Source organism: Klebsiella sp. P1927 (assembly GCF_018204675.1).
Lineage (GTDB): Bacteria > Pseudomonadota > Gammaproteobacteria > Enterobacterales > Enterobacteriaceae > Klebsiella > Klebsiella pneumoniae.
Genome location: NZ_CP073377.1, coordinates 3366312 through 3385956, shown reverse-complemented (window position 1 = coordinate 3385956; position 19645 = coordinate 3366312). Strand labels below are relative to the sequence as shown.

The 19645-nt window shown below is 51.7% G+C and carries 25 protein-coding genes and 1 pseudogene; 23 read left to right on the top strand and 3 right to left on the bottom strand.

Translation table 11 applies throughout. The annotated features are described in order from the left end of the window. The first annotated feature begins 35 nt into the window (after positions 1-35). The 9 genes from KB892_RS17210 (at position 36) to KB892_RS17170 (ending at position 9067) form a co-directional block, all read left to right on the top strand. A complete protein-coding gene (locus KB892_RS17210) occupies positions 36-269 on the top strand; it encodes a DUF2732 family protein (RefSeq protein ID WP_004150864.1) in 234 nt (77 codons plus the stop codon). Beyond that, complete coding sequence (locus tag KB892_RS17205) at positions 269-496, top strand: TraR/DksA family transcriptional regulator (protein ID WP_000752622.1); 228 nt, start codon at positions 269-271, stop codon at positions 494-496. The genes KB892_RS17210 and KB892_RS17205 overlap by 1 nt, the downstream gene beginning before the upstream one ends. Further along, positions 493-1350, top strand: coding sequence for a DNA adenine methylase (locus KB892_RS17200; RefSeq protein WP_004150863.1), 858 nt, complete (start codon positions 493-495; stop codon positions 1348-1350). The genes KB892_RS17205 and KB892_RS17200 overlap by 4 nt, the downstream gene beginning before the upstream one ends. After that, a complete protein-coding gene (locus KB892_RS17195; protein ID WP_004150862.1) occupies positions 1347-3761 on the top strand; it encodes a replication endonuclease in 2415 nt (804 codons plus the stop codon). The genes KB892_RS17200 and KB892_RS17195 overlap by 4 nt, the downstream gene beginning before the upstream one ends. Positions 3762-4236: 475 nt before the next feature. Further along, positions 4237-5724, top strand: a complete 1488-nt coding sequence (gene ltrA, locus KB892_RS17190; RefSeq protein WP_004178082.1) for a group II intron reverse transcriptase/maturase — start codon at positions 4237-4239, stop codon at positions 5722-5724. 100 nt (positions 5725-5824) lie between these two features. After that, positions 5825-6013, top strand: a complete 189-nt coding sequence (locus KB892_RS17185; protein WP_001154434.1) for a hypothetical protein — start codon at positions 5825-5827, stop codon at positions 6011-6013. Positions 6014-6023: 10 nt separating this feature from the next. Further along, a complete protein-coding gene (locus KB892_RS17180) occupies positions 6024-6257 on the top strand; it encodes a DinI-like family protein (protein WP_001217575.1) in 234 nt (77 codons plus the stop codon). Positions 6258-6371: 114 nt separating this feature from the next. Beyond that, a complete protein-coding gene (locus KB892_RS17175) occupies positions 6372-7049 on the top strand; it encodes a hypothetical protein (RefSeq protein ID WP_000700647.1) in 678 nt (225 codons plus the stop codon). Positions 7050-7324: 275 nt separating this feature from the next. Continuing rightward, on the top strand, positions 7325-9067 hold the full coding sequence (locus KB892_RS17170) for an AIPR family protein (RefSeq protein ID WP_004199124.1): 1743 nt from the start codon (positions 7325-7327) through the stop codon (positions 9065-9067). 61 nt (positions 9068-9128) lie between these two features. On the opposite strand, the gene KB892_RS17165 is transcribed toward KB892_RS17170, so the two are convergent. Both KB892_RS17165 and KB892_RS17160 read right to left on the bottom strand, forming a co-directional pair. Beyond that, entirely contained in the window at positions 9129-10154 is a 1026-nt protein-coding gene (locus KB892_RS17165) for a phage portal protein (RefSeq protein ID WP_002895959.1), read from the bottom strand. Continuing rightward, entirely contained in the window at positions 10154-11920 is a 1767-nt protein-coding gene (locus tag KB892_RS17160) for a terminase ATPase subunit family protein (protein WP_004150858.1), read from the bottom strand. The genes KB892_RS17165 and KB892_RS17160 overlap by 1 nt, the downstream gene beginning before the upstream one ends. Before the next feature lie 142 nt (positions 11921-12062). Here KB892_RS17160 and KB892_RS17155 point away from each other — a divergent pair, with 142 nt between their 5' ends. The 12 genes from KB892_RS17155 to KB892_RS17100 all read left to right on the top strand — a co-directional run bounded on the left by KB892_RS17155 (position 12063) and on the right by KB892_RS17100 (position 17876). Beyond that, positions 12063-12896 carry a GPO family capsid scaffolding protein gene (locus KB892_RS17155; protein ID WP_002895967.1) on the top strand — a complete coding sequence of 278 codons (834 nt, stop codon included), beginning with the start codon at positions 12063-12065 and terminating at the stop codon, positions 12894-12896. A 16-nt stretch (positions 12897-12912) separates the two neighbouring features. After that, a complete protein-coding gene (locus KB892_RS17150; RefSeq protein ID WP_002895972.1) occupies positions 12913-13971 on the top strand; it encodes a phage major capsid protein, P2 family in 1059 nt (352 codons plus the stop codon). Between the two features lie 3 nt (positions 13972-13974). Further along, positions 13975-14625 (top strand): phage terminase small subunit, encoded by a 651-nt coding sequence (locus KB892_RS17145; RefSeq protein ID WP_000059191.1) that lies wholly within the window; start codon positions 13975-13977, stop codon positions 14623-14625. 95 nt (positions 14626-14720) lie between these two features. Further along, positions 14721-15185, top strand: coding sequence for a head completion/stabilization protein (locus tag KB892_RS17140; RefSeq protein WP_002896151.1), 465 nt, complete (start codon positions 14721-14723; stop codon positions 15183-15185). Further along, positions 15185-15388 carry a tail protein X gene (locus tag KB892_RS17135; protein WP_002896155.1) on the top strand — a complete coding sequence of 68 codons (204 nt, stop codon included), beginning with the start codon at positions 15185-15187 and terminating at the stop codon, positions 15386-15388. The genes KB892_RS17140 and KB892_RS17135 overlap by 1 nt, the downstream gene beginning before the upstream one ends. Positions 15389-15391: 3 nt before the next feature. Beyond that, positions 15392-15607 carry an HP1 family phage holin gene (locus KB892_RS17130; protein ID WP_002896158.1) on the top strand — a complete coding sequence of 72 codons (216 nt, stop codon included), beginning with the start codon at positions 15392-15394 and terminating at the stop codon, positions 15605-15607. After that, entirely contained in the window at positions 15588-16097 is a 510-nt protein-coding gene (locus tag KB892_RS17125) for a lysozyme (RefSeq protein ID WP_002896161.1), read from the top strand. Before KB892_RS17130 ends, KB892_RS17125 begins: the two co-directional genes overlap by 20 nt. A 4-nt stretch (positions 16098-16101) precedes the next feature. Further along, positions 16102-16485, top strand: coding sequence for a DNZ54_00345 family protein (locus KB892_RS17120; protein ID WP_002896163.1), 384 nt, complete (start codon positions 16102-16104; stop codon positions 16483-16485). Then, on the top strand, positions 16482-16910 hold the full coding sequence (gene lysB / locus KB892_RS17115; protein ID WP_002896168.1) for an Rz-like lysis system protein LysB: 429 nt from the start codon (positions 16482-16484) through the stop codon (positions 16908-16910). The genes KB892_RS17120 and lysB overlap by 4 nt, the downstream gene beginning before the upstream one ends. Continuing rightward, positions 16795-17043, top strand: coding sequence for an Rz1-like lysis system protein LysC (lysC, locus tag KB892_RS31205; protein WP_223174618.1), 249 nt, complete (start codon positions 16795-16797; stop codon positions 17041-17043). Before lysB ends, lysC begins: the two co-directional genes overlap by 116 nt. Further along, positions 17006-17437: a phage tail protein gene (locus KB892_RS17105; protein WP_002896172.1), complete on the top strand. Its 432-nt coding sequence runs from the start codon at positions 17006-17008 to the stop codon at positions 17435-17437. The genes lysC and KB892_RS17105 overlap by 38 nt, the downstream gene beginning before the upstream one ends. After that, on the top strand, positions 17430-17876 hold the full coding sequence (locus KB892_RS17100) for a phage virion morphogenesis protein (RefSeq protein ID WP_002896175.1): 447 nt from the start codon (positions 17430-17432) through the stop codon (positions 17874-17876). The genes KB892_RS17105 and KB892_RS17100 overlap by 8 nt, the downstream gene beginning before the upstream one ends. Here the strand turns inward: KB892_RS17100 and KB892_RS17095 are convergent. Beyond that, positions 17873-18244, bottom strand: a pseudogene (locus tag KB892_RS17095) (hypothetical protein); the annotation flags it as partial. The gene KB892_RS17100 and the pseudogene KB892_RS17095 sit on opposite strands and share 4 nt — an antisense overlap. A 70-nt stretch (positions 18245-18314) precedes the next feature. Here KB892_RS17095 and KB892_RS17090 point away from each other — a divergent pair. Beyond that, positions 18315-19295 carry an IS5-like element ISKpn26 family transposase gene (locus KB892_RS17090; protein WP_000019445.1) on the top strand — a complete coding sequence of 327 codons (981 nt, stop codon included), beginning with the start codon at positions 18315-18317 and terminating at the stop codon, positions 19293-19295. After that, positions 19277-19486, top strand: coding sequence for a hypothetical protein (locus KB892_RS31540; RefSeq protein WP_309242297.1), 210 nt, complete (start codon positions 19277-19279; stop codon positions 19484-19486). The genes KB892_RS17090 and KB892_RS31540 overlap by 19 nt, the downstream gene beginning before the upstream one ends. Positions 19487-19645 lie beyond the last annotated feature (159 nt).

Sequence of the window (19645 nt, the reverse complement as noted above, 5' to 3'; positions counted from 1 at the left end):
GGGCATCCCTTTATCTAAATTCAGGAGAATTGATTATGCGTAGTATTGAAACCCTCACGACTAAAACCGGACCGGATGATGCAGGGCTTAATATTTTACTGACAGAGGCTCGTCTGGAAGACCGCCGGGCAAGGGCTGAAGCAATGGCAGCTCGCCTTGATAGCCTGGCGTGTCATATCACATCCCGCCAGCTAAACCACGTCGAAGCGGCAGAACTGCTGCGTGTGACTGCTGAAGCAATCCAGAACGAAGCGCAGGAGATCCACTGATGGCTGATGCAATGGATCTCGTACAGCAGCGCGTTGAAGAAGAACGCCAGCGTCATATCCGTACTGCCCGCGCCAAAACGCCGGGCGTATCCCGCGTGCTTTGCATTGAGTGTGAAGCACCAATTCCGCCAGCACGACGTCGCGCCATTCCGGGTGTGCAGCTTTGCATTACCTGTCAGGAAATCGCAGAGCTGAAAGGCAAACATTACAACGGAGGTGCTGTATGAGCACCATCCTGAAATGGGCGGGTAATAAAACCGCCATTATGCCAGAACTGAAAAAATACCTTCCTGCTGGCCCGCGACTGGTTGAACCTTTCGCGGGTTCTTGTGCTGTGATGATAGAGACGGATTACCCCAGCTATCTTGTTGCGGATATTAATCCTGATTTAATCAACCTCTATAAAAAGGTTGCTGCTGATTGCGAGGCGTTTATATCTCGTGCCAGAGCTTTATTTGAGGAAGCAAACAGGGAGGTGGCTTATTACAACATAAGGCAGGAGTTTAATTACTCCACTGAAATTACTGATTTCATGAAAGCGGTATATTTCCTGTATCTCAATCGTCATGGTTACCGTGGGTTATGTCGCTATAACAAGAGCGGGCATTTCAACATTCCCTATGGGAATTATAAAAATCCGTATTTCCCTGAAAAAGAAATTCGCAAATTTGCAGAAAAAGCCCAGCGAGCAACGTTTATCTGCGCCAGCTTTGATGAAACGCTGGCGATGTTGAAGGCGGGGGATGTGGTGTATTGCGATCCGCCTTATTACGGTACGTTTTCCGGCTATCACACTGATGGCTTCACTAAGGATGACCAGTATCACCTGGCATCCGTTCTTGAACATCGATCATCTGAAGGTCATCCGGTCATTGTTTCTAACAGTGACACATCCCTGATTCGTTCGCTGTATCGCAATTTCACTCACCACTACATCAAGGCAAAACGCAGCATCGGCGTGTCGGCTGGCGAGAGTAAATCTGCAACAGAAATCATTGCTGTTTCCGGGGCGCGCTGCTGGGTGGGATTTGCTCCTTCGCGTGGCGTAGATAGTTCTGCTGTGTACGAGGTGCGTGTATGAGTCATGACGATATGAGCAACTCTAGCGGCTTTAACGAGGCCGCTGCATCATTTTCATGGAACGGCCCGAAAAAGGCCATTAATCCTTATCTGGACCCGGCGGAAGTTGCGCCGGAGTCTGCACTTTCAAACCTGATCACTCTGTATGCTGCCGATAACGAGCAGGAACAACTGCGCCGCGAGGCACTGAGTGAGCAGGTCTGGGAGCGTTATTTCTTTAATGAATCCCGTGATCCTGTCCAGCGCGAAATGGAGCAGGATAAGCTCATTAGCCGGGTAAAGCTGGCGCATGAGCAGCAGCGTTTTAATCCAGACATGGTCATTCTGGCTGACGTCAACGCCCAGCCTTCCCATATCAGCAAGCCGCTGATGCAACGTATTGAATACTTCAGCAGCCTGGGCAGGCCAAAGGCTTATTCCCGCTATTTGCGTGAGACGATTAAGCCATGTCTGGAACGACTGGAGCATGTACGCGACAGTCAGCTATCCACTTCTTTTCGCTTTATGGCAAGCCATGAAGGGCTGGACGGCCTGCTGATCCTGCCTGAAATGAGTCAGGATCAGGTGAAACGCCTGTCTACCCTTGTCGCTGCGCATATGAGCATGTGTCTTGATGCCGCTTGTGGTGATTTGTACGCCACCGATGATGTTAAGCCAGAAGAAATCCGCAAGACATGGGAAAAGGTGGCAGCGGAAACCCTACGTTTGGATGTCATCCCGCCTGCGTTTGAGCAACTCCGTCGGAAAAGAAACCGCCGTAAACCAGTGCCCTATGAACTCATTCCGGGCTCGCTGGCGCGTATGCTGTGCGCCGACTGGTGGTATCGGAAATTGTGGAAGATGCGTTGTGAATGGCGGGAAGAGCAGTTGCGTGCTGTCTGCCTGGTCAGCAAAAAAGCATCTCCCTATGTCAGCTATGAAGCTGTGATGCATAAACGTGAGCAGCGCCGTAAGTCGCTGGAGTTTTTCCGTTCTCATGAACTGGTGAACGAAGACGGCGACACGCTGGACATGGAAGATGTGGTAAACGCCAGCTGCAGCAACCCGGCGCATCGCCGCAATGAGATGATGGCCTGTGTTAAAGGTCTGGAGCTTATCGCGGAAATGCGCGGTGACTGCGCCGTTTTCTACACCATTACCTGTCCGTCACGTTTCCATTCCACGCTCAATAACGGCAGACCCAATCCGACCTGGAAAAACGCGACGGTAAGACAAAGCAGCGATTATCTGGTCGATATGTTTGCTGCATTTCGTAAGGCGATGCACAAAGCCGGGTTGCGCTGGTATGGCGTGCGGGTGGCTGAGCCGCATCACGACGGCACAGTTCACTGGCACCTGTTGTGTTTCATGCGCAAAAAAGACCGCCGCGCCATTACTGCATTGTTGCGTAAGTTTGCTATCCGTGAAGACCGCGAGGAGCTGGGCAATAACACGGGGCCGCGCTTTAAGTCTGAGCTGATTAACCCGCGCAAAGGAACGCCGACAAGCTACATAGCGAAATACATCAGTAAGAACATTGACGGGCGTGGTCTGGCTGGCGAGATCAGCAAGGAAACGGGTAAATCTCTTCGTGATAACGCTGAATACGTGAATGCCTGGGCGTCTTTGCATCGTGTTCAGCAATTCCGCTTCTTTGGTATTCCGGGGCGTCAGGCTTACCGTGAACTGCGATTGCTGGCTGGTCAGGCGGCAAGGCAGCAGGGTGACAAAAAAGCAGGTGTGCCGGTACTGGATAACCCGCGCCTTGATGCCATTCTGGCTGCTGCTGATGCTGGTTGTTTTGCCACCTATATCATGAAGCAGGGAGGTGTACTGGTTCCCCGTAAATATCACCTCATCAGAACTGCTTATGAAATTAACGAAGAGCCGACCGCCTATGGCGATCACGGTATTCGTATTTATGGCATCTGGTCACCCATTGCAGAGGGCAAGATCTGCACTCATGCAGTGAAGTGGAAAATGGTTCGTAAGGCCGTTGACGTTCAGGAGGCGGCAGCCGACCAGGGCGCTTGCGCCCCTTGGACTCGTGGCAATAACTGTCCCCTTGCTGAAAATTTGAACCAACAAGGGAAAGACAAATCAGCTGATGGGGATACCAGGACGGACATTACCCGCATGGATGACAAGGAGTTGCACGATTACCTGCACAGTATGAGCAAAAAAGAGCGCCGGGAACTGGCTGCAAGGTTACGCCTGGTGAAACCGAAACGGCGTAAAGACTACAAACAGCGAATTACAGACCATCAGCGACAGCAGCTCGTCTATGAACTGAAGTCCAGAGGATTTGATGGCAGCGAGAAAGAGGTCGATTTACTCCTTCGCGGCGGCAGTATTCCATCAGGAGCAGGCCTGCGTATCTTCTATCGGAACCAGCGTTTGCAGGAAGATGATAAGTGGCGAAACCTGTATTAATTACGCGGGTTAACAATTCGTGCTCTTAATAATACCAGGCATATCAGGCTGATGAACGTAAAAAAACGTTTTACATCAGTAATATTATTATATACTGTAAATATAAACAGTGTGCGCCGGGAGACCGGTTAGAGATCAAGGGGTGAAAGTCCCCGACCATTGAAGGACCAGCAATCCACAAGGTCCCCGAGTCATGCGTTGCATACCGCGAGGTATGGGGCGAAGCGTTGACAGGGGTGTTGACAGGCCAGCCATTGAGCCACGAAATGTATATTAAATTACCGGGTGCCGACGTTGTACTGTTAACGGAAGGCAACATCATAGGGTGCGATACTGCGAGTGCCACATGGACCCGGCGGGGTCTGAGACCCTGGCATGTCAATACGATCTCTACGCGGGAACCGGGAGATCTCCCCTCTGACCATCTGCCAGTGTCGGAGATGGCCCGCACCGGGAAGACGAGGAGTCATAGCCGGTGATGTACGGAGAGGAGAAGTCGGACTCGCTCATAGTAGCGGCGAAGCAGGCGAACAACCCGAAAGGAGCGGAGTCAGTGGAGCGAAGGAGCGGGGCCAAGGGGAACGCGGAACAGCCACACATGCGCCGGACACAGAGCCGGGAAAGCATGTCACAGAGGCTGTCACGCGTGCGGGAAGCTGCGAAGCAGCGGAAGAAAGAACGGTTTACAGCATTGTTCCACCTGCTGACAGTCGAAGCACTGGAAGCCGCATTCCTCTCCCTGAGCAGGAAAGCGGCCGCCGGAGTGGATGGCATCAGGTGGATGGACTACGCCGGAAACATGAAGAACAACATAACAGATCTGCACCGGAGGCTACATCAGGGCAGCTACAGGGCGCAGCCCGGCAGGCGTCACTACATCCCAAAAGCGGATGGAAAACAACGCCCGCTCGGCATCGCCTCGCTGGAGGACAAGATCGTCCAGTATGCGCTGGTGAAAATCCTGAACGCAGTCTATGAAAACGACTTTATGGGGTTCTCATACGGGTTCAGACCCGGGCGAAGCCAGCACGATGCACTGGACGCACTGGCCACAGGGCTGGTACGCACTAACGTAAACTGGGTACTGGATGCCGACATCAGTCAGTTCTTCGACAGGGTGAGCCACGAATGGCTGATCAGGTTCACAGAGCATCGGATCGGCGACCGGAGGGTAATCAGGCTCATACGTAAGTGGCTCACAGCCGGGACGTCGGAGGAGGGTCAATGGCGAGCAACGGAGGAAGGCACCCCACAGGGTGCGGTCATCTCACCGCTGCTGGCAAACATATACCTCCACTACGTCTTCGATCTGTGGGCGCATCAGTGGCGACGTCGCTATGCCACAGGCAATGTGGTAATGGTCAGATACGCCGATGACATCGTCATCGGGTTCGACAAACGATACGATGCCCGGCGCTTCCGTATAGCCATGCAGCGCAGACTGAGGGAGTTCGGACTCACGGTTCACCCGGAGAAAACCCGTCTGATGGAGTTCGGCCGCTTCGCTGCCGAAAACCGTGCCATCAGGGGAAAAGGCAAACCAGAAACGTTCAACTTCCTCGGGTTCACGCACATCAGCGGGAAAGATCGCAACGGCAGGTTCATGCTGATACGAAAGACCCGCCGGGATCGGATGACGGCAACTCTGAAAGCCATCAAAGACGGTCTGCGAAGGCGCTGGCATTACTCAATCCCCGAACAGGGAAAATGGCTCAGGAGAGTGGTTCAGGGATACCTGAACTATCACTCGGTACCGGGCAACTTCCCCACCATGCAGAAGTTCAGGACACACGTAACAAACCTCTGGCGCCGGGCGCTCAGGCGCAGGAGCCAGAAGGATGATACGACCTGGACGAAAGCAAACAAACTGGCAGCCGCATGGCTACCAAGGGTTCGGGTTCTTCATCCATGGCCTGTGGAGCGGTTCACCGCCAGACACCCGAGGCAGGAGCCCGGTGCGTAAATCGCGCACGCCGGGATCTGTGCGGGGGGTATCCGGTAACGGGTATCCCTACCGCGACGGCTATACATACAGTGTTGCTTGTGGTGTCATAGGAGGAAAGATGCAGGACTATTTTTTGGAGTCTTTGAAGCTCCAGCGCATTGATTTTTTTCTTAAGCTTGTAGCGGCTAGTGAGTGTAGTGATGAAGAGAAGGGGCTGGCTTTGCAGTGGGTTTCTGAACTGACAGATGAACTCATGGCAAAAATCAGAACCCACGAATACAACCGCTCAATGGATGTCATCAGCTGAGGTGACTTTTATGCGCATTGAAATAATGATCGATAAAGAGCAGAAGATTAGCCAGTCTACCCTGGACGCCCTTGAATCCGAGCTTTACCGCAATCTGCGCCCCCTGTATCCCAAAACGGTAATCCGTATCCGTAAAGGTAGCTCTAACGGTGTGGAACTGACCGGACTGCAACTGGACGAAGAAAGAAAACAAGTGATGAAAATTATGCAGAAGGTGTGGGAAGACGACAGCTGGCTGCATTGATTTTGTCAATAGACGCTTGTTTTTTCTAATCAAAAAGGGTTACATATGAGTGAGAGGCGATGATCAATCAGATATCGCCTTGTTTTTTGTCAAGAAAAGAATAATAGGCTAAAAATGAAAATTAATAATGTAGCGTTACCAATATCTCTTGCTGTAATCCTAACTGGTTGCGTACCACATGCTTCTAACCGAAATATCACTGCTATTGAAGTGGTGAAGCCTGCTATTGGGCAAAGTGCTACCGCCTACATGGGCGATCCCATTATCACATCTGCTACTGGATTTAAAACGGACGTATTAGAACTTGGTGCGGCTAATGGTGCATTGTCTTCTATCGCTGCTGGTACATATTGCAGTGAGGGGAATGGAATTTATCGCAATTATCATAACCCTCAAGCTGTTGCGTTAAAAAATCTCTATGGGCAAATCGGTAACTATGTTGATTATGTTAGTTACGATGCTGCAAAAAATGAGATATCACCGCCAAATGGCACTTCTTATACTGCATCAGAAATTTCTATCAAACGTGTTCCTGATGGGCTGTGTCGAGTGAGTAACTCATTGGTTAAGACTATCGAATACAATGGAAATGCAGGCGGTGTAATGAAGTTCACCTATCGTGAATTTGCAAACGATATGGCTCGTGCAGCATTTACAACAGATTTTTCTGTAGATTCTAAAGGAAGTGATGTTATCGCTTACAAAGGTGCCAAGTTCAAAGTGAACAAGGCTGATAACTCGTCTATTTCTTATACCATTATTTCTGGCTTTGACAAGGCTGTCACGTTCTAGGTTTCACGCTTACTGAGTATGTTACGATTTTGCACATTCTGCATAAACGCGCATGTCTATGCTGCATGAGATCGCATGATCGTTTGAGGATCTTTTGTGTTAAGGCCCGCCAGTTCTAGCGGGCTTTTGCGTAGATCATGCAGGTGCATGAAAACCACTACATAAAGTGGGCAGGCGTGGCGGGGATACGAGCGCGCGCTGGAGGGATAAATGGAATTGAAAATGTACCTTCTTAGAGATAACCTTCGCTAAAACTTTATTACTAAGGAGTGATAATGAGTACCTGGAACCAAGCCTATTCTGCAAGAGAAGATTTGAAATCGTATGGTGATAATGGACTGGCTTTGTTTGCGTTAGCATTACATTTCAGAATTGATGATATTGATAGTGTCGCAGCAGAGTCCATTACCGATGGACATGACGATAAGAAATGTGACCTTGTGTATATTAATGAAGAAGAAGAATTTGCTGTACTTGCTCAATGCTATTTCTCAAGCAAAGATAGACAGGAAGCTCCAGCAAATAAAGCGAGTGATCTTAATATTGCTTTAGCATGGCTTCTGCAAAGAGATTTGCATGATGTACCCGATAGAATAAAATCTTCTGCTCAACAGATACGGACATCAATCAAACAAGGGAAAATTAAAACTCTGTACGTTTGGTATGTTCATAACTTACCATCTTCAACAAATGTGGCTCAAGAGCTAATTACGGTTCAGCAGACAGCAGCAACTATTTTAAAACATGATTTTGAAGATGCTAAAATACAAGTGCATGCAATGGAAGTAGGCACTGAAAAGTTGACGGAATGGTATAGTGAATCACTATCACCAATACTGGTTGATGAGATTTTCAATATTAAAGTCAGTGATGGTGGCTATGAAATAAAAGGAGATAATTGGAATGCATTCTGTACTACCATTCAGGGAAGAGATTTAGCTAGAGCGTACAAAAAGCATAAATTAAAAATATTTTCAGCAAATGTTAGAGACTACCTTGGATCAAGGTCATCTGATTCAAATATCAATAATGGTATCCGTAACAGTGCGGAAAATTCAGCATCAGAATTTTGGGCATACAATAATGGCGTAACTGTTTTGGTTCATGAATATAAATTCAATGAAGCATCAAAGAATCTTGAAATCAGAGGGATGTCAATAGTTAATGGAGCACAGACAACAGGTGCTTTAGGAACGCTGCCACGATTACCTCCAGAATCAGTTAAAGTCCAAGCTAGATTTATAAAAGTCAAAGATGCGGATGCTGATCTAATTCAGAATATAATTCAGTATAATAACAGTCAGAATAAAGTTGAAGCATCTGATTTCAGAAGCACAGACAAAATTCAAAAACGACTTAAAAATGAATTTGCTTCTATTCCTGATGCTGAATATGATGGAGGAAGACGAGGAGGTGCTGAAAGTGTCATTCGTCGAAAAACTAATCTACTGCCTTCTTATACTGTTGGTCAAGCTTTGATGAGTTTCCATGGAGAGCCGACGATAGCTTATAATCAGCGATCTGCAATTTGGACTAATGACTCTCATTATTCTAAGATTTTTAATGACAGTACAAAAGCTTCACATATTGTTTGTGCGTATTCTCTCATGCGGTGTATTGAGAACAAGAAAATAGCTTTGGCAAAGAAAGATACTCTTTCAAAAAATGATAGCGCTCAATTGGGATATCTCAGGCATCGTGGTTCAATACCTTTATTGTGCTCGGCTATTGCCGAATGTTTGGAAAACTTTTTGGGCCGTCCCGTTCCTAATTTATTTAGAGTTTCGTTTGGAAGTACGGTCTCTCCTTCTCAGGCTGAAAGTATTTGGGAGCCAATTGTAGATGTGTGTCTGGCTTTAAGTAATCAGTTGCTGCCTGCACTGGTTGAAGGAGGGTTGAAAAGTCCTACAAAAGTTAAAGATTGTATATCAAATTTTTCACAGCTTATTACTGCAACGGCCCAAATGAACCAGCCTGTATATGAGGCATTTGAGAAAAAAATCAAATCCGCATTCTAACTAAAAGAAGGCCTTGTAAGAGGCCTTCTTGATATTTTACTGATCAGCGAACATATTGTCGTCATAATGAGTATGTCGCAAAACGAATAATTTCATCTTTCAACCATCTATTTAGTTCCTGTAGCCGTTTCTGTAGCGGCATTAATTCGTTACGAACAAAAACGCAACTGGCTTTCTCTACATCCCCAAACCCTCCAACATTATTAGGCATAATCCCCATCATTTGCGGCGGCACGCGGTGCGCAGCCATCATGTCGTCGCGGCTGACATTTTTGATATTCAGAAATTCATCCTTCGCCGCGACTTCTGATAACGGGATGATTTGAAGCCCGTCTTTTTTACCGTTAGGCGAGTACATAAACAGGTTACGGAAGTTACCAGGACCTTTGGCACTTTTCATCGCGTTGCGGAGATTGTTCACATCCTCCTGATTCTGCGCGGCATCGGTCATATACATGATGAAGCCTGCATGGCTGCCGTTGATGTAATACTTGCGGCGGAACAGCGTGGCGGACTCGTTGAGCAAAGCGGATGGGATGGCAGAAAGATAACCGGGCAGGCCGTAGATCTCCTGGTTGATGTCCGGTTCCATCAGATGAAAAATGCTGCCTTTCGTGAACTGATACGGCTGGGTTGTCATACCATATTGCACAAACCAGTAAGTATCCATGTCTAATCCGCGTCGGGTGTATTTTGCCAGAGCAGGCTCAAGGGCGATAACTTCACCGAAGCGGTTAGTGCGTTTCTCCAGGTAGGCGTTACCAAAAACCAGATAGTCCTGCACAAAACGTGAAAAAGCCTGCTGGCTGAGCAGCGGGTGAGGGATATAGGTGCTGGTCAGAATATTGCACTTTACTGCAATCGGTGAGCTGTGATGCACGGCGGCGCGGAAGGTTCGCGCCAGTCCGTCAAAACTCACTGGCGGCTCATACCAGCGATCTGTCTGTACGCATTCCACATAGTCCAGTAGTTCGCGGCGATCCAGAACTGGAATGGGATCGCCGAAGCTGAATGCTTCGGCTGAAGTCTGGCTTTTATGCTGGGTCTGGTTCTGCGACGCAGCGCGGTTCTTCTTACTCTTTCCCATCAAAAAATCTCCACAATATTACTGGTATTGGCGGACTCGCCCTGCAGTGGTTCGTTAAACAGTGCGTGCATTGTTGCCCACGCCAGATCGGCGTGGCTGGTTTCTTCGCTGCGGCTGGCTTCATACGTCGGGCGGTTGCCACTGGCGGTGGTGGCGCGACGGATTGCCATGAATGACTGCGCAATGTCGGTGTGCCCGGCGTCAAACTCCAGACGGCGGTGGCTGATAATGTCGTAGGCCTTGAGTACCAGAGCGTTTTTAACGTTGGGGTTGTAGACAAACTCCCGGACGGCAGGAAAAAACGCTTTCACGTTCTCGTAAACCCCGTGACCGACGCCGGTTGAGTCGATACCGATGTATGTCACGTTGTACTGTTCAGTCAGTTTTTTGATGGCGTCAGCCTGGGCGCGGAAGTCCATCCCGCGCCACTGGTGACGCTCAAGAATGCGGAACTTACCGCCCGGCACGGCTGGCGGTGCCACCACCACGCACCCGGCGCTGTCGCCGTTTTGCGTACCTTTTGCCGGGTCATAACCGATCCACACTTCGCGCCAGCCAAACGGGCGCAGGGCCAGTGCATGAAAGTCGGTCCAGACTTCCCAGCTGTCCACCATGCACGCCTGCAGCTCGCTGAGCGGAAACACGGACGCGAGATCGTCCACAAACTCGCACATCAGCAGGTTCTGGTATTCGTCCGGGCTGTACTCCATGCGCAACTGGTCGAGATCGAACAGGTTACATCCGCCGCGCACAGCATCTTCCACGGTGACTATCTGGCGGTATTGCCCGTCTGCGCACAGCAGGCCGGGGGCCAGATTGCTGTGGGACAGGTCGATGTCCACCTTATCGGCTTTGTTGCGCCCACGGTTGAACAGCGCACCGGACCAGAACGGATAAGCACTGTGTGTCAGGCTGGATGGTGTGGAAAAATAGGTTTGTCGCCATTTTTTGTGAATAGCCATACCGGAAGCCACTTTGCGCAGCTCCTGGAATTTCGGTATCCAGAAATATTCATCCAGATACAGGTTGCCGTGGTAACTCTGGGCCGTGCGGGCATTGGTGCCGAGGAAGTAAAGCGTAGCCCCGCTGGGAAGCACCATCGGATCGCCTTTCAGCTCCACTTCCACTTCTTTGGCGAAGTCGATGATGTACTGTTTAAAGACGTGGGCCTGTGCCTTACTGGCGGAAAGGAAAATCTGGTTACGTCCGGTAAGCAGGGCGTCAATCAGGGCTTCACGGGCAAAGTAAAAGGTCGCGCCGACCTGGCGTGACTTCAGCAGGTTGCGGATGCGGTTGGTTTTTCCGGCTTCCCACCAGTGGCGCTGGTAGTTGAACATGGAGGAATGGAAGATTTCTTCCAGCTTCTCAATCTGTTCATCGGTGAAAACGTTCTTTTCCGGCTGACGACGCGGGCCTTTGTTGCGGTTGGCGACGTTAGGGTTTAAGTCGGCTTCGTTGCCGCCATTGTTAAACTTGCCGATCCGCGCGTGGCGCTCCGACTGGCGCGCCAGCAGGTCAATCTCTTTGAAATCTTTCCCTTCTTTGTGCTCCTTCATGATGAGCTGGCAGTAGCGTGCGGCGGTGGTGAGCTGCATCTGATCCAGCGGCCCATAGTCACCCCACTTGTCGCGTTTCTTCCAGCTGTGAACGGTTGCAACTTTCTCGCCCAGCATTTCAGCAATGCGGGCTACGCGATATCCCTGAAAGTACAGCAGCATGGCCTGCCGACGGGGATCGAGATCTGCGGATGTCAGTGTGGTGTTCATGGCACAAACCTACAGCCTTGAATGAAGGCTTTCCCCGCCTGCGGTTTGTGTGGTTGTCGGTACAAATACCGTGCATTGTTTCACTGCCCTCATCACCGCAACCATAAGGCTCCAGTAAGTTTTTTCTAACGGAGCACGGCTCATGACAGTGAAAGCAAAGCGTTTTCGCATCGGGGTGGAAGGTGCCACCACCGACGGACGCGAAATCCAGCGTGAATGGCTGGAACAGATGGCAGCCAGCTACAACCCGGCAGTGTATACCGCGCTGATTAACCTTGAGCACATCAAGTCTTATCTGCCGGACAGCACCTTTAACCGCTACGGCAAGGTAACGGCGCTGTTTGCTGAAGAAATCACGGAAGGTCCGCTGGCAGGCAAGATGGCGCTGTATGCCGACGTTGAGCCAACGGAGTCCCTGGTGGAGCTGGTGAAAAAAGGCCAGAAATTATTCACTTCTATGGAAGTCAGCCCGAAGTTCGCTGATACGGGCAAAGCCTACCTGGTTGGCCTGGCTGCCACTGATGATCCAGCCAGTCTGGGTACGGAAATGCTGACATTCAGCGCCAGTGCAGCCCATAACCCGCTGGCAAACCGCAAGCAGAATCCCGCCAATCTCTTTACCGCCGCAGAGGAAACGGTGATCGAACTGGAAGAAATCCAGGAGGACAAGCCGTCCCTGTTTGCCCGCGTCACGGCGCTGTTCACCAAAAAAGAGCAGTCCGACGATGCCCGGTTCTCTGATGTGCATAAGGCCGTGGAGCTGGTCGCCACTGAGCAGCAAAACCTGAGCGCACGCACCGAAAAATCCCTGTCTGAGCAGGAAGAACGCCTGTCTGAGCTGGAGACAGCCCTGCAGGCACAACAGGCCGCCTTTAACGAACTGGTGGACAAGCTGAGCCATGAGGACTGCCGCCAGGACTACCGCCAGCGTGCAACAGGCGGTAACGCCCCCGCTGACACTCTGACCAATTGCTGATGGAGCATAAAACCCGATGAAGAAGAATACCCGCTTTGCTTTTAACGCTTACCTGCAGCAGCTGGCGCGTCTGAACGGTGTGGCAGCTGAAGAACTGTCCAGCAAGTTCACCGTGGAGCCGTCTGTACAGCAGACGCTGGAAGACCAGATCCAGCAGTCCGCCGCTTTCCTGACGCTGATTAACGTCACGCCAGTGACTGAGCAGTCCGGTCAGCTGCTGGGGCTGGGGGTTGGCAGCACCATTGCCGGAACCACTGACACCACCGCGAAAGAGCGTGAACCTGTCGATCCGACGCTGATGGTCGATGTGGAATACAAATGCGAACAGACCAACTTTGACACGGTGCTGACCTACGCGAAGCTGGACCTGTGGGCGAAGTTTCAGGATTTCCAGGTGCGTATCCGTAACGCCATCGTGAAACGTCAGGCACTGGACCGCATCATGATCGGCTTTAACGGCGTGAAGCGTGCGAAAACCTCCAACCGTAGCGAAAACCCGCTGCTGCAGGATGTGAACAAAGGCTGGCTGCAGAAAATCCGTGAGGATGCACCGGAGCACGTCATGGGCAGCACCACCACGGGCGGTGAAACCACACCGGGTGCGGTGAAAGTCGGTAAAGGTGGCGAATATGCCAACCTGGACGCCGTGGTGATGGATGCCGTTAATGAGCTTATCGACGTGGTCTACCAGGACGATGACGATCTGGTGGTGATTTGCGGTCGTGAACTGCTGTCTGACAAGTATTTCCCGCTGGTCAACAAAGAGCAGGAAAACAGTGAAAAACTGGCAGCCGATATGATTATCAGTCAGAAACGCATGGGCGGTCTGCAGGCCGTGCGTGCGCCGTTCTTCCCGCCGAATGCGCTGCTGATCACCCGTCTGGATAACCTGTCCATCTACTGGCAGGAAGACACCCGCCGCCGTTCAGTTATCGACAACCCGAAACGTGACCGGATTGAAAACTTTGAATCTGTTAACGAAGCCTATGTGGTTGAGGACTACCGCTGCGCCGCACTGGTGGAAAACATCCAGATTGGCGATTTCAGCGCCGCCGCAGCAGAAGCCGGAGCGTAACCTATGAGCCTGAGTCCCGCACGGCAGCATCGCCTGCGCGTTCAGGCTGAACAGGCCGCCCGTGAAGGCGGCAGTGTTCGCCACGCGTCGGGCTATGACCTGATGCTGCTGCAACTGGCGGAAGACCGCCGCCGTCTCAAGGGCGTTCAGTCCACGGTGAAAAAAGCGGAAATAAAGGTGGAGCTGCTGCCGAAATATGCCGCCTGGGCGGAGGGCGTCCTGGCTGCCGGAGGCGCTCAACAGGATGACGTGCTGATGTACGTGATGCTGTGGCGCATTGATGCCGGAGATTATGCCGGGGCGCTGGAGATCGGGCGTCATGCCCTGCGTCATGGCTGGGTGATGCCGCTGGGTAACCGCAACGTGCAGACCGTGCTGGCAGAGGAAATGGCAGATGCAGCCCAGAGCGCAATGCTTGCCGCCACCGGCTTTGATGCCGATCTGTTGCTGCAGACGCTGGAGCTGACAGACGGTCTGGATATGCCGGACCAGTCACGGGCGCGTCTGCATAAAGCGATTGGCGCTGTCCTGAGTGAAAGCAATCCGGCTTCCGCCCTTAATCATCTTAACCATGCGTTACAGCTCGATCCCCGCTGTGGCGTGAAAAAAGACAAACAGCAGCTGGAGCGCAGACTGCGCAATGACAGCCGCTGACAGAACGTGCCCCCGCGCACGGGCGGCACGGGGTGGCGAAAGGCACCGCCACATCAAAACCCCGTCCACCGCCCTCTATTTCAGGAGAAAGCAGCATGAAGTTTGTTGCGCCAGAACAGGCACCGGAACAGGCGGAAATCATCAGAAATACGCCGTTCTGGCCTGATGTGGACCTGTCGGAGTTTCGCAGCGTGATGCGCACTGACGGCACGGTGACGCAGCCGCGTTTAAAGCAGGTTGCGCTGTCGGCAATTTCGGAGGTCAACGCAGAGCTGTATGAGTTTCGCAGACGCCAGCAGATGCTGGGGTATGCCTCGCTGGCAGAGGTTCCGGCAGAACAGCTGGACGGGAAAAGTGAGCGCATTCAGCACTATTTCAACGCGGTTTACTGCTGGGCACGCGCCATGCTCAACGAACGATACCAGGACTATGACGCCACGGCATCCGGTGTGAAGCGCGGCGAAGAACTGGCAGAAGCCAGCGGTGATTTGTGGCGTGACGCCCGCTGGGCCGTCAGCCGGGTGCAGGATGCGCCGCACTGCACAGTGGAGCTGATCTGATGAAAGTGCGTGCGTACCAGGGTGACACGGTGGACGCGCTTTGCTGGCGTCATTACGGACGCACGCAGGGCGTCACGGAGCAGGTACTGCAGGCAAATCCGGGGCTGGCTGAGCACGGCCCGTTCTTACCACACGGGCTGCAGGTGGATCTGCCGGATATTGCCACCACCTCCACGGTGCAGACCGTCCAGTTATGGGACTGAAATATGACGCTTGAACGGATCAGCGCCTTCATCACGTACTGCATCGCTGTACTGCTGGCATGGATGGGAGATTTATCGCTTAAGGATGTGTCGACAGTGGGCGGTGTGTTGATTGGCGTGCTGATGCTGGCCATCAACTGGTACTACAAACACAAAACCTACCAGCTGCTGCGCGGCGGAAAAATTACACGGGGGGAATATGAATCCTTCAACCGTTAAACGCTGCCTGGTAGGGGCGGTGCTGGCGATTGCCGCCACCCTGCCGGGCTTTCAGCAACTTCATACCTCAATGGAAGGGTTGAAGCTGATAGCCGATTACGAGGGCTGCCGCCTGCAGCCGTATCAGTGTGATGCGGGGGTGTGGACCGATGGCATTGGCAATACGTCCGGCGTGGTGCCGGGGAAGACCATCACGGAACGGCAGGCCGCCGGGAGTTTCATCACCAACGTTTTAAGGGTGGAGAAGGCGCTGGATCGCTGTGTCCTGGTGAGCGTACCGCAGAACGTCTATGACGCGCTGGTATCGCTGGCCTTCAACGTGGGAACCGGCAATGCCTGCGGTTCAACCATGGTGAAGTTTATCAATCAGAAGCGCTGGCGCGAGGCCTGCTATCAGTTGCCACGCTGGGTATACGTCAAAGGCGTATTTAATCCGGGACTGGACAACCGCCGCGCGCGGGAGCTGTCCTGGTGCTTAAAAGGAGCGTAACGAAATGAAAAAGAAACTGATCGGTGGGTTATTTTCGGTGCTGTACACGGCTCTGATGATTTTTAGTCTCTTTGTTCCAAACAATATTGTTCCGGCACTGGTTACAGCCTTGACCTGGATAGCCTGCCTGCTGAGCTGGGGAGCGGTGCTACTATGCCTGGCTGGATGGTATGCGGGCGGCACTCATCGGCGGGAGGCAAAGCAGGCGCTGACGCGCTTTTTCAGCACGCCAGGAAACCAGGTGATCCGATGGGCCAGGTGTTCACTACTTGTGATTTTTCTCCCCTTTACGGGCCACGTTGTCACCCTGGTATTTTATCTGCTGACGCTGGCCGCGCTTAAGGTTCTGCGTGCGCAGATTATTGATGCGGAGCCGGTGACGGTATGACGAAGGCGCTGGCGGTAATTCTGGCGCTGGTAGTGCTGGCGCTTGGCTGGCAGTCATGGCGGATGAAGGAGGCCAGCCAGACCATCGAGCGGCAAGGGCGGGATCTGAAAACGACAGGCGAAAAACTGGCAAAGACGAACAGCCAGCTGATCGCCCTGTCCATCTTGTCCGAAACCAATAACCGGGAACAGGCAAGGCTTTACGCGGTGGCAGAAAGTACAAACGCGCTGCTGCGAAGCCGTCAGCGCAGAATTGAGGAGTTAAAACGTGAAAATGAGGATTTACGCCGCTGGGCTGACACTCTTCTGCCTGCTGACGTTATCAGGATGCGCGAACGTCCAGCCCTCGCCGGAGGTGCTGCTTACCGTGAATGGTTGTCCCAGAGTGACGCAGTGCCGCCTGGAAAAGTCGGTGGCACGCACTAACGGCGATCTGCTGACCGCGCTGGATGAAGCGGAGGCGGCCTGGGCGGTCTGCGCCGATAAAGTGGACACGATAATTTCCTGTCAGGAGCGAAACAGTGAACAAGCCTCAATCCTTACGCCGCGCCCTGAATAACGCGGTGCCATATGTCCGTGATAACCCGGATAAGCTGCATTTGTTCGTTGATAACGGATCGGTGGTGGCAACCGGGGCAGCGTCACTTTCATGGGAATATCGTTACACCCTGAATGTGGTGATTGTGGATTTCAGCGGCGATCAGGGGTTATTGATGGCGCCGGTGGTGGCCTGGCTCATGGAGAATCAGCCGGATGCCATTCATAACCCGGAGCTGCGGGAAAAGTTGCTTTCCTTTGAAGTCGATATTTTGCGCAATGATATCTGTGATATCAGCCTGAACCTGCAACTGACAGAGCGTGTGATAGTCAGCGCTGACGGTGACGTGTCCAGCGTCGAAGCAGTGCCGGAACCGGACGAACCGGACGAAATGTGGGCGGTGAGCCGTGGCTGATCTGCAGGAAGTTGACGCCTGGTTAGATGCGCTCTTGGCGGGTCTGGAGCCTGCCGCACGTAAGCGCATGATGCGGGAGCTGGCGCAGCAGCTGCGCCTCAACCAGCAGAAAAATATCAGGATGCAGCGCAACCCGGACGGGACGGCTTACGAGCCGCGTCGCGTGACGGCCAGAACGAAACAGGGCCGCATCCGTCGGCAGATGTTTGCAAAACTCCGCACAACAAAATACCTGAAAGCCGTCGCCAGCCAGGACTCGGCAAGCGTCGAGTTTGAGAGCCGTGTGCAGCGCATAGCCCGTGTGCATCACTATGGCTTGCGTGATCGGGTCAGCCGTAAAGGCCCTGTGATTACTTATCCGCATCGACGATTACTAGGAGCTAATCATCATGTCATTGAGTTAATTCACAATAGTTTATATAGATGGTTGTTTAATTAATTTTCATTTTTAAATTTACTTTTTGTTTGTGCTGCTATAGCCTCTGTTAGCCCTGCAATTAATTTTTCTTGTGGAGGATGCGGGGTTTTATCAAAGCTGATATTGTGATTCCTTAAGGCATCTAGAGTAGACGAGAATTTTGATATATCTCCCCGAGATAGCATATATGCTATCTTTTGGTTCTCATAATCATTGCTAAGTTGCATGTAATATTTGGTAAAAATAACAAATATGCGTGTTACATATCCTATAAATAAAAGAACGGAAAAGCTAATTAATATAGAGGCTATTGAATCGGCTATTTTTTCTGACTTGTCTTTTTTGAGGTAAATTAAATCATCAGGTTGTAACTTGAATCTATCATTTCTAGGGAAGGTGCGAACAAGTTCCTGATATGAGATCATCATATTCATCCGGAGCGCATCCCAGAGGGACATCATGAGCCATCAACTCACCTTCGCCGATAGTGAATTCAGCACTAAGCGCCGTCAGACCCGAAAAGAGATTTTCCTCTCCCGCATGGAGCAGATTCTGCCATGGCAGAATATGACCGCTGTCATCGAGCCGTTTTATCCCAAGGCGGGCAATGGCCGACGGCCCTATCCGCTGGAGACCATGCTGCGTATTCACTGCATGCAGCATTGGTACAACCTGAGCGACGGTGCCATGGAAGATGCCCTGTACGAAATCGCCTCCATGCGCCTGTTTGCCCGATTATCCCTGGATAGCGCCCTGCCGGATCGCACCACCATCATGAATTTCCGCCACCTGCTCGAGCAGCATCAACTGGCCCGTCAATTGTTCAAGACCATCAATCGCTGGCTGGCCGAAGCAGGCGTCATGATGACCCAAGGCACTTTGGTGGATGCCACCATCATTGAGGCACCCAGCTCTACCAAGAACAAAGAGCAGCAACGCGATCCGGAGATGCATCAGACCAAGAAAGGCAATCAGTGGCACTTTGGCATGAAGGCCCACATTGGTGTCGATGCCAAGAGTGGCCTGACCCACAGCCTGGTCACCACCGCGGCCAACGAGCATGACCTCAATCAGCTGGGTAATCTGCTGCATGGAGAGGAGCAATTTGTCTCAGCCGATGCCGGCTACCAAGGAGCGCCACAGCGCGAGGAGCTGGCCGAGGTGGATGTGGACTGGCTGATCGCCGAGCGTCCCGGCAAGGTAAAAACCTTGAAGCAGCATCCGCGCAAGAACAAAACGGCCATCAACATCGAATACATGAAAGCCAGCATCCGTGCCAGGGTGGAGCACCCGTTTCGCATCATCAAGCGGCAGTTCGGCTTCGTGAAAGCCAGATACAAGGGGCTGCTGAAAAACGATAACCAACTGGCGATGTTATTCACCCTGGCCAACCTGTTTCGGGTGGACCAAATGATACGTCAGTGGGAGAGATCTCAGTAAAAACCGGAAATAACGCCAGAAATGGTGGAAAAAATAGCCTAAATAGGCTGATTCGATGTGTTTGCGGGAAAAAAATCGGCCCAGATCCGCGAAATTTTAATCAACGAGTCAGCTTGGGAAGAAATGACCTGCTTATTCGCACTTTCCCTAGCGGTGTTGGCATCGCTAACGCTATTATTTTTGTCATGTAGGTTTTGTGTTTTTGTATTGAAAAAGGCCTCTAAGGCTTTTGTGTAGTTATTTAGAATAGTGGTTGCTTGATATAGTTCATTATTTCCATCAATCATGCTTGATATGAAATTTGTTATTGGGTTGTTGTTTTTTGATTTGATTGCGAAGATTCCGGTTAA

What these genes read in the sequence shown, in the direction of transcription:
- KB892_RS17130 (WP_002896158.1), top strand. Translation starts at nt 15,392, where the DNA reads ATGACGCTTGAACGGATCAGCGCCTTCATCACGTACTGCATCGCTGTA.
- KB892_RS17175 (WP_000700647.1), top strand. Translation starts at nt 6,372, where the DNA reads ATGAAAATTAATAATGTAGCGTTACCAATATCTCTTGCTGTAATCCTA.
- KB892_RS17200 (WP_004150863.1), top strand. Translation starts at nt 493, where the DNA reads ATGAGCACCATCCTGAAATGGGCGGGTAATAAAACCGCCATTATGCCA.
- KB892_RS17210 (WP_004150864.1), top strand. Translation starts at nt 36, where the DNA reads ATGCGTAGTATTGAAACCCTCACGACTAAAACCGGACCGGATGATGCA.
- lysB (WP_002896168.1), top strand. Translation starts at nt 16,482, where the DNA reads ATGACGAAGGCGCTGGCGGTAATTCTGGCGCTGGTAGTGCTGGCGCTT.
- KB892_RS17125 (WP_002896161.1), top strand. Translation starts at nt 15,588, where the DNA reads ATGAATCCTTCAACCGTTAAACGCTGCCTGGTAGGGGCGGTGCTGGCG.
- KB892_RS17140 (WP_002896151.1), top strand. Translation starts at nt 14,721, where the DNA reads ATGAAGTTTGTTGCGCCAGAACAGGCACCGGAACAGGCGGAAATCATC.
- KB892_RS17135 (WP_002896155.1), top strand. Translation starts at nt 15,185, where the DNA reads ATGAAAGTGCGTGCGTACCAGGGTGACACGGTGGACGCGCTTTGCTGG.
- KB892_RS17195 (WP_004150862.1), top strand. Translation starts at nt 1,347, where the DNA reads ATGAGTCATGACGATATGAGCAACTCTAGCGGCTTTAACGAGGCCGCT.
- KB892_RS17155 (WP_002895967.1), top strand. Translation starts at nt 12,063, where the DNA reads ATGACAGTGAAAGCAAAGCGTTTTCGCATCGGGGTGGAAGGTGCCACC.
- KB892_RS17120 (WP_002896163.1), top strand. Translation starts at nt 16,102, where the DNA reads ATGAAAAAGAAACTGATCGGTGGGTTATTTTCGGTGCTGTACACGGCT.
- KB892_RS17145 (WP_000059191.1), top strand. Translation starts at nt 13,975, where the DNA reads ATGAGCCTGAGTCCCGCACGGCAGCATCGCCTGCGCGTTCAGGCTGAA.
- KB892_RS17090 (WP_000019445.1), top strand. Translation starts at nt 18,315, where the DNA reads ATGAGCCATCAACTCACCTTCGCCGATAGTGAATTCAGCACTAAGCGC.
- KB892_RS17165 (WP_002895959.1), bottom strand. Translation starts at nt 10,154, where the DNA reads ATGGGAAAGAGTAAGAAGAACCGCGCTGCGTCGCAGAACCAGACCCAG.
- KB892_RS17205 (WP_000752622.1), top strand. Translation starts at nt 269, where the DNA reads ATGGCTGATGCAATGGATCTCGTACAGCAGCGCGTTGAAGAAGAACGC.
- KB892_RS17160 (WP_004150858.1), bottom strand. Translation starts at nt 11,920, where the DNA reads ATGAACACCACACTGACATCCGCAGATCTCGATCCCCGTCGGCAGGCC.
- KB892_RS17150 (WP_002895972.1), top strand. Translation starts at nt 12,913, where the DNA reads ATGAAGAAGAATACCCGCTTTGCTTTTAACGCTTACCTGCAGCAGCTG.
- KB892_RS17185 (WP_001154434.1), top strand. Translation starts at nt 5,825, where the DNA reads ATGCAGGACTATTTTTTGGAGTCTTTGAAGCTCCAGCGCATTGATTTT.
- KB892_RS17180 (WP_001217575.1), top strand. Translation starts at nt 6,024, where the DNA reads ATGCGCATTGAAATAATGATCGATAAAGAGCAGAAGATTAGCCAGTCT.
- KB892_RS17170 (WP_004199124.1), top strand. Translation starts at nt 7,325, where the DNA reads ATGAGTACCTGGAACCAAGCCTATTCTGCAAGAGAAGATTTGAAATCG.